Origin of the sequence: Thiomicrospira microaerophila (genome assembly GCF_000934765.1) — a bacterium.
Classification (GTDB): domain Bacteria; phylum Pseudomonadota; class Gammaproteobacteria; order Thiomicrospirales; family Thiomicrospiraceae; genus Thiomicrospira; species Thiomicrospira microaerophila.
On the sequence record NZ_JYNN01000076.1, the window covers coordinates 1 to 6400 of the forward strand.

At 42.3% G+C, this 6400-nt stretch carries 5 protein-coding genes and 1 pseudogene; 2 read left to right on the plus strand and 4 right to left on the minus strand.

Going from position 1 to position 6400, the window contains the following annotated elements; all coding sequences use genetic code 11:
• Both NA59_RS12285 and NA59_RS15835 read left to right on the plus strand, forming a co-directional pair.
• Nucleotides 1–1209 (plus strand): restriction endonuclease (locus NA59_RS12285; RefSeq protein ID WP_044413279.1); only part of this gene is annotated, 1209 nt, incomplete at its 5' end.
• Nucleotides 1210–1731: 522 nt separating this feature from the next.
• A pseudogene (locus tag NA59_RS15835) lies at nt 1732–1983 on the plus strand (Eco57I restriction-modification methylase domain-containing protein); the annotation flags it as partial.
• A gap of 41 nt (nt 1984–2024) precedes the next feature.
• On the opposite strand, the gene NA59_RS15590 reads toward NA59_RS15835, so the two are convergent.
• From NA59_RS15590 to NA59_RS15735, 4 genes are read right to left on the minus strand one after another with little or no spacing between them, the layout of a single operon-like run.
• Nucleotides 2025–2279: a hypothetical protein gene (locus NA59_RS15590; protein ID WP_232504094.1), complete on the minus strand. Its 255-nt coding sequence runs from the start codon at nt 2277–2279 to the stop codon at nt 2025–2027.
• Nucleotides 2276–3313, minus strand: coding sequence for a PDDEXK nuclease domain-containing protein (locus NA59_RS12295; RefSeq protein WP_044413285.1), 1038 nt, complete (start codon nt 3311–3313; stop codon nt 2276–2278). Before NA59_RS12295 ends, NA59_RS15590 begins: the two co-directional genes overlap by 4 nt.
• Complete coding sequence (locus NA59_RS15730) at nt 3313–4380, minus strand: HsdM family class I SAM-dependent methyltransferase (protein ID WP_269763853.1); 1068 nt, start codon at nt 4378–4380, stop codon at nt 3313–3315. The genes NA59_RS12295 and NA59_RS15730 overlap by 1 nt, the downstream gene beginning before the upstream one ends.
• 19 nt (nt 4381–4399) lie before the next feature.
• Nucleotides 4400–5266 carry a type I restriction-modification system subunit M gene (locus NA59_RS15735; protein WP_198401118.1) on the minus strand — a complete coding sequence of 289 codons (867 nt, stop codon included), beginning with the start codon at nt 5264–5266 and terminating at the stop codon, nt 4400–4402.
• Nucleotides 5267–6400: the final 1134 nt, after the last annotated feature.

Consider the following 6400-nt stretch of genomic DNA (forward strand, 5'->3'; position numbering starts at 1 on the left):
ACCGCCGCTTTGCAGCGTGAGATAGAAGAAGATGATGGCATTAAGTTTGGTGTGGTCGAGGATCATGCGTTTGCCAATATTGTGATTCAGTCTGACGATAAAGAATTGGTGTTTTTAGGCGCTGAAGATTCTGAAAAGCTGTGGAATTATTTCAAACAGCAGGATTTGATTGATAAAGCCGGTAAAGTGCAAGACAGCTTAAAGGTGGCGCTCAAAAACAATACTTTGGTGTTGCCGGATGCTTATATTCCTTATAAACCCCAAATTGAAGCGATTCTGAAAAAAGTGGCGGGTGGCTTGGATGTAAAAGATGCCAGCAAATCATTTAGTGCCACACCGAAGAAAGAAGTGATCTTGGGGGATGATTTTAAAGACCTTTGGAATCGGGTGAAATACAAAACGGTTTATCAGGTGAATTTTAAGCTGGATAAGTTAATCGAGGATTGCATTCACGAATTAGGATTGATGACGATTGCCAAGCCAAAGTTCAGAACGGGTCTTGCCAATGTCACGATTGATCGCAGTGGCGTGGGGGTAGAGGGCGTTAAAGAGCTGGTGCAGACCTATGAGGCGCATTATCAATCTCTACCCGATGTATTGACCTACTTGCAAAACAAAACCCAGCTGACGCGGAAAACGCTCGCGCGGATATTGGTGGAAAGTAAGAAGCTGCACGACTTTAAAAAGAACCCGCAGAAGTTTGTTGAGCAGGCACTGGATATTATCCAGCGCAAGAAAATGCATGCATTGGTGGATGGCATCAAGTATGAAAAAATCGGTGACCAGGCCTGCTACGCGCAAGAATTGTTTTTAGAGGAGGAGCTTAAAGGCTATTTAGAGCAAAACATGATGGCGGTGGACAAAAGTGTTTATAGCCATATTGTGTATGATTCGGCTACCGAGTCTTCTTTTGCACAAGGTTTGGAAACCAATGAAGCAGTGAAACTTTATACCAAGCTACCCGCCTGGTTCAAAATAGAAACCCCACTAGGTAGCTATAACCCAGATTGGGCGGTATTGATTGAACAAGACGGCGCTGAACGCTTGTATTTTGTGGTCGAAACAAAAAGCACGCTAAACAGCGATGAACTAAGACGCGCTGAAGCCGACAAAATTCGTTGCGGCCTAGCGCACTTTGAAGCCCTTAATAACGACATACAGTTCATCAAGGCCGCTTCAATCAATGATGTGATTGAACGGGTGGGTTAGCGTTTTCTGGTAGCTTTATACTGGTCCGCATGCCCACCGCCATGCACAGCGTGGGCATAAACAAAATGCGATTAATTTTGGATGATTGTCGCTAAGTGGACAAGTCGTTAACGTCTGACAGTTGTCGGTGATGTTTTCTCAATGAAAATTTATCAAAAGACATCCTATCAACGGCTGTCGGTCAGTATTTTGATCTTCAGTGCTTACGCGCTTGTCAGCGATGATTTTGTGTTGCATATATGCCTAGACCTTGTGAGAGTGTTGTTTCAAAAATTAGAAAGCGACTCTATTGAAACATGTTTTTCTGCTTGGTGACAAGTCTTAATAGGGTGTACTCTTGTGATAGCGATATGCGCGGATTAGATTAGAAAGTTGTTCCGAAAATGAATTTGTTAAGGAATGTTTATCTTTTCACATACAAAAAAATTACTCATCTTCTTACGAATGAAAAATCAATGACTTGGATGTATATTGGTTACTATTTCACATAAAAACGTTGTCCTGACCGATAAAGGTGGTGTTGTGAAGTTCGATGTAGTTGTAAGTAATCCTCTGTATCAAATTTCAGACTATTTCAGACTGCGGCACAAGGTAAGTATTAGTGCTAAACCTATTTATCATAGATTTGTTGAACACGCTCTAAGACTCAATCCTAAGCACATTACTATGATCATCCCTTCTCGGTGGTTCGCGTGTGGGAAAGGTCTTAATGAATTTAGGGGAATGATGCTAAAAGAAAAAAGAATAGTTAAAATCGTTGACTTTCCAAACTCCAAAGATTGTTTTGAAGGGGTTAATATTGCTGGCGGTGTAAACTATTTCTTATGGTCAAATTCATATAAGGGTGATTGCGAAATAGTAAACGTCCTAAGCGGCAAAAGCGTATCTTCAAAAAGGTCTCTCGGAGAATTTGAAGTGCTCATACGAGACAACTCTCTATCTTCAAAGCCTGTACGCTTTATTCTTCTAAACAAACGCCCCAAATTTATGGACAACCAATGCTCAGGAACTTCCCCCAACCATTCAATCCCCGAATCTTTATAGGCTGGATACGGTTTATATTTGCTCATTTACCTTCCCCTTTCTGCGTAAGTTGCTCTAGGGCTTCGATGCTTGGTAGACTGTCTTTCAGCTCTTCAGGCAAAGTATGCGTCAGGCGGTATTCAGCAATACCCATCGGTTTTTGGATGTCACTCAGCGCATATTCGGCGACCAGTTTGTCTTTGCTCTTGCAGAGCAATAGCCCAATGGTTGACGCATCACCAGCCTTACAGAGTTGCTCATCGACCGCTTTAATATAAAAATTAAGCTTCCCGGCATGTTCGGGTTCAAAGTCGCCTAGTTTCAGTTCGACCACGATATAGCAGTGCAATCGAGTGTGATAAAACAGCAGGTCGATATAAAAATCTCGCTCCCCAACTTGGATTGGGTATTGCTTGCCCAGGTAGGCAAACCCAGCTCCAAGCTCCAGTAAAAACTGGGTTATATTTTCAACTAGGCTACGCTCAAGTTCTCGCTCTGAGTGTTCTTTAGAAAGTGATAGAAAGTCAAAAACATAGGGGTCTTTCAGCGTCTGTGCAGCAAGATCGGATTGAGGCTTCGGCAAGGTCTGCTGAAAATTATGCAGTGCTTGGCCTTCACGCTGAAACAGACCGCTTTCGATTTGATGAACCAAAACATTGCGGCTCCAGCCATGCTCAAGGGTGTTTTGCACATAAAAGCGCGCTTCTTCGACGGTCAGGCTTTTGCTGACAATCTGAATGTTGTGACCCCAAGGGATTTGCGCTAATTGGGCAACAAGCTGTTGCCCAATTTCTGTTTGGCTATAAAACTGGTACCAGTGGCGTATATATTTTAAATTGCGGTGTGAGAACCCTTTCATCTCTGGAAATTCTGACATGAGGTCTTGACTAAGTTGTTTTAAAAACTTATCACCCCACGTCGCGGTTTTTTGTCGCTGCTCGATTTCAGAGCCTAACTGCCAATAGAGTTGAATCAGCTCGCTGTTAACCGACAAGGCGGCTTTTAGCTGACTTTGATGAACTCGTTGCTTTAGGTCTATTAGCCAAACACGATAATCTTCGCTATGGATTAACTCAGACATCAGGCATGCACCTCTTGCAGAAGCTTCAGAATATCCGCTGTTACGGCATCTAAATCGGCATCAATGGCTTCCAGTGGGCGTGGTGGTGTGTATTCATAAAAATGACGATTAAACGGGATTTCATAACCGACAATCCCAACCTGCCCATCTCTGGCATCCGTTTTATTGGTATCAATCCATGCATTCGGTACATGCGGCAACACTTCACGTGCAAAGTACGCTTGAATGCCTTCTTTGAGCGGAATGTTTTCATAATCCCGCAAATCAGGATTAGGCTCTGGATTGCCTTTTTTGTCGGTACAAATGGCGGCTTTGTCGTTATGTTTACCGATATGTTTATGAACCAACTTTAATTGAACAGCGGTTAGCTTGATGGTAATTTGGTCATTAAAAACTTCTCTATCTAGGATTTCATCGTCCTTGATACGAGCAAGATTTTCTAGCAACGCTTGTTGTAAACCAGCATCCCATTTATTAAATGCTGAGTCCTCTTTGAGTGCGTTAATCTTCTCTTCGCTATGAGGGTAGAAGGCTAACTGCAATGGGCGTTCAACGGTAATGCGTCTAAAGCCAAAATCTGTTGTGTCAAAAACCTTCGAAATCTTTGATTCTTCAAAATTGCCATAGATACGAGTGATTTCGTCTTGCTGTTCTTGGCTAATCTCTTTACGTTTAGAACCCAGTGATTTACGCATAGGTTGGAACATCGAGGTGGCGTTGATTAACTGCACCTTACCTTGACGTTCTTCAGGCTTTTTATTGGAAAGCACCCAAATATAGGTCGCAATCCCTGTGTTAAAGAACATATCGGTTGGCAAGGCAACAATGGCCTCAAGCAGGTCATTTTCGAGAATGTAACGACGGATTTCCGATTCACCCGAACCTGCGCCGCCTGTGAACAGCGGAGAACCGTTTAGGATAATGCCGATACGTCCACCACCGTTTTCGATTTTTTCCATTTTTGAAATAAGGTGCATCAAGAACAGTAAAGAACCATCAGAAACTCTTGGCAGGCCTGGTCCGAATCGTCCTGCATAGCCTTTTTCAGTGTGTTCTTGCTTAACAATTTTCTCGACCTTTTTCCACTCAACCCCGAATGGTGGCTAGGCTGTAAGAGAATTTCTTGGTATAGAGTTGGTCATCAGAGAGCGTGTTACCGTGTTTGATGTTAGCTACGTCTTGACCTTTAATCAGCATATCGGCTTTACAGATGGCGTAAGACTCGCCATTGAGCTCTTGACCAAACAGCACCAATTTGGCTTTGTCGTTGAGTTCGTGGATATATTCGCTGCCAGAGGATAAGAATCCACCCGTTCCTGCGGTTGGGTCATACAAACTGCGAACAATGCCTTCTTTGGTTAGGATTTCATCGTCCATACAGAAAAGCAGTGATGTGGTGAGCCGAACCGTGTCACGTGGTGTGAAATGTTCACCCGCCGTTTCATTTGAGGCTTCCGCAAAGCGACGAATCAGGTCTTCAAATACTAAGCCCATGTCGTGATTCGATACAGATTCAGGCGATAAGTCGATGGTAGCGAATTTCTTGACCACTTCAAATAGCAGGTCAGAATCACTTAGGAATTGAATCTGTTCATTGAATTTGTACTTCTCAAACACTTCAAGGGCATTGGCACTGAATCCAGTAATGTAATTTTCCAAGTTCTGCAAAAGGTTATCAGGGTCAGCCAACAGGGTGTTCAGGTCAAATTTAGAGGTGTTGTAGAACTGATTGCCTGACTTCTGCGTTAAGAAAATATCCAATGGAATACCGAGGTCTTTCTTTGTATTGTATTCAGCCAGCACGGCATCCTTAGTCGGAGCTAATACCGACTCTAAACGACGAAGTAGTGTAAAGGGCAGAATAACTTTGCCGTAATCAGATTGCTTGTATTCACCACGGAGAAGGTCAGCCACTGACCAAACCATTGCACCTAAACTTGAAGAAATTCCCACTTGGTATCCTGTAATATTTCGAATTTGACTCTATTCTAGCGGAAAAAATCTGTATGGCTATAGATAAACAGGCAGTTTTTGCAGGAATTGTTTTAGGTTTTTTAAAATTTGCCTACTAAAAACTCTGACAAAGCTGTTTTTCTGCTCAATGCTGGCGAAGGTCGCTTTACTGCCTCTGTGAAGTGTGATTGCATAAGCCAACTCAATCGTCTCAAATAAAGTCTGGTCAAGCTTCAATACAGAACCATCTTCAAGTTCTACTGAACCCTATTCTTCGGTAAATGTCTGACCGTGCCCATACTTTACAACACAGGCATCATTGCCTAACATACATCCATCTTGATTAAGCGTGTGTTTAAGTTTTGGCAGGGGTGTCCAGTCTCGACCTGATATGAGTAGATGAAGGTTTTGTTTTTGGTGTTGGGTAAGCGCTTAAGGTATATCATTAAACGCAACTCAGAAAGCACCATGCTCATGCATGTAGTCGGTGCCCTACAAACCTACTAGTTGTGCAAACTACAATCAAAGTGTTGCTAGAGTCTTTAGAGCGTGGTGAGTTGGTTTTTTAAAATGGTTGAGCTCGAATGGATTATCAACGTTTTAGGTTGATAGTTTGTGCAGGTGATATTCTGTATGCAGCTATAAGCTCTGTTCATTTCAAGATGCAGCGGCAATCTGAACAAACACTATAATGGCAATGAGTGCTTTGATGCCATTACAGCATCAAGACACAGTAATGGATTGCTGTATGTAGCTAATGGTATTCTTTATAGAATAACCCCTTAGATTGGTATTTAGTACTTGAAAAGGCCTTTGAAGCCTTTAAAGCAGGGGGGTTGGAGCATGTGTGCATTACAAATGATTCCTGCATTTTTAACAAGTTATTCCAAAATGAATTACAGATAATTCCATCTACAATCCCATTTATTCCATGACTTATTCCAGCTATTTCCAAAAATAATTCCTGACTTATTCCATGTTATCTTCCAATGATTTCCAAGATTATTTCCTAATTATTTCCTGCCTAAGGCGATAGTTTCTAAGGTAAGTAAATTGCTCGGTGACTTATTGTTTGGCTACTAATGAGTCTGAAGTATTAATGTTTGAAATGGCGGGTCCCGCAATCGTCATAAC